Origin of the sequence: Candidatus Magnetobacterium casense, from assembly GCF_019173545.1 — a bacterium.
Taxonomy (GTDB): domain Bacteria; phylum Nitrospirota; class Thermodesulfovibrionia; order Thermodesulfovibrionales; family Magnetobacteriaceae; genus Magnetobacterium; species Magnetobacterium cryptolimnobacter.
In genome coordinates this window covers 1-1,334 of the sequence record NZ_JABXWD010000681.1, presented here as the reverse complement: position 1 = coordinate 1,334, position 1,334 = coordinate 1, and the positions used below count along the sequence as shown (strand labels likewise).

Genomic DNA, 1,334 nt, shown 5'->3' with positions numbered 1-1,334 from the left:
TGGAGTCAATTTTTCGTCTCGGCTTAAAAAATAAGTTGACATTCTCCATCTGGGGCGTAATATTCAATAACAAGGGAGAGGCTTATGAGCAAAAAAATCAATACATCAATTTTCTGGATGGACAGCTCTCCGGCAAACAGACTGCTCATGTGATACCCGGAAATGCTCTTCTTCACCTGCGGGATAAACTCCCCCGGCTGGAACCTGTCAATGGGCCTCCCGCAATGCTGACAAATCATGTAGATGTCACGCCCACACTCCTCTTCCCACTCCTTGTCGCAAAGGACGTATGTCCTCCCTCCCCCACGTAGCTCTGCCTCTCTCACAACCTGCTTGAAGAAATCGAGCTGAATCCATTCCCCGCACTCGTGCTTCTGGAACCACTCCTTTTTGTCCGATTGATTGAACTGATAGTCGATTCCCGTGTTGATGTACCTCGGGTTCCCGACCCGGATGACTCCCTTGTAGGTGCTCTTCGCCAACCGCTCCTCAGCCATGACCAAGTTCTCAGCGTGGCACTCGTCTTCCTCGTCTATTATCAGCAGGTCGCCGGGATGGGAAATAAAGCTCACCGTCGTGTTGCTACCGGCAAAGATGATCGACCCTTCGCCGAACTGCTTCAGCGTCAAGCTCTCAACCATCCGCTTGTCGCCAAGACTCAGCAACTTCTGGTAAAACCTCGAATACATGATGGACTTATTCAGCCTGTCCTGCACGAACTGGTTTTTCAGCGTGAACGTCGGCAGGACGTATATGACGTTCAGCCCCTTCGACGCCTTCTGGATGGCGGTCACGATCAGCCACTCGCTGACCCCTATCTGAACCGCCTTCTTGATGTGCTTCACGGGATTCTCGTCGGTGTAGAGCCACCACAGGGGCGACTTGTACGGTATGCTCGGAATAATGTTCTTGTGAGTCCGGTGGAGCATCCGCCCCACGAACAGCAGGTCGTCATCGTCGGACTCGAACTTCCTGATGATCGCCTTCTTACTCTCCGTCGTTACGCTCAAGCTCTTCCTCTTCCTGTCTCCGCTGGTCTTCCTCATATTGCTTGAGTGCGTGGTCAACCTCCTCTCCGCTGGCATACTCAATCAGCTTCCGCTTGCCCTCAAAGGACACACCCATCTGTCCGTCGATGGTGGCCTCGATTTTCTCGAATCTCCCCCACCTCTTCGGGAACTTCCTCTCCAGCCTCCACGCCGACGCTTGCCATTGAGTCTTGGAAGCCTCTCCGATAATCAGGACGTCCCGAATCTCTGCGGACGCCATTGCTTTTTGTACTCCGTCGGAAAATTTCTTATACATCCCGCCTCTGGTCTTGGCCTTTTTCAGCC

General features: G+C 52.8%; 1 protein-coding gene and 1 pseudogene. Both read right to left on the bottom strand.

Annotation, left to right across the window (positions count from 1 at the left end; translation table 11 throughout):
• Nucleotides 1–23: 23 nt before the first annotated feature.
• The gene (locus tag HWQ67_RS18710) at nt 24–1,010 is read right to left on the bottom strand and encodes a phage terminase large subunit family protein (protein WP_218254208.1); all 987 of its coding nucleotides are present in this window, start codon (nt 1,008–1,010) and stop codon (nt 24–26) included.
• A pseudogene (locus HWQ67_RS18705) lies at nt 988–1,334 on the bottom strand (hypothetical protein); the annotation flags it as partial. The pseudogene HWQ67_RS18705 and the gene HWQ67_RS18710, both read right to left, overlap by 23 nt.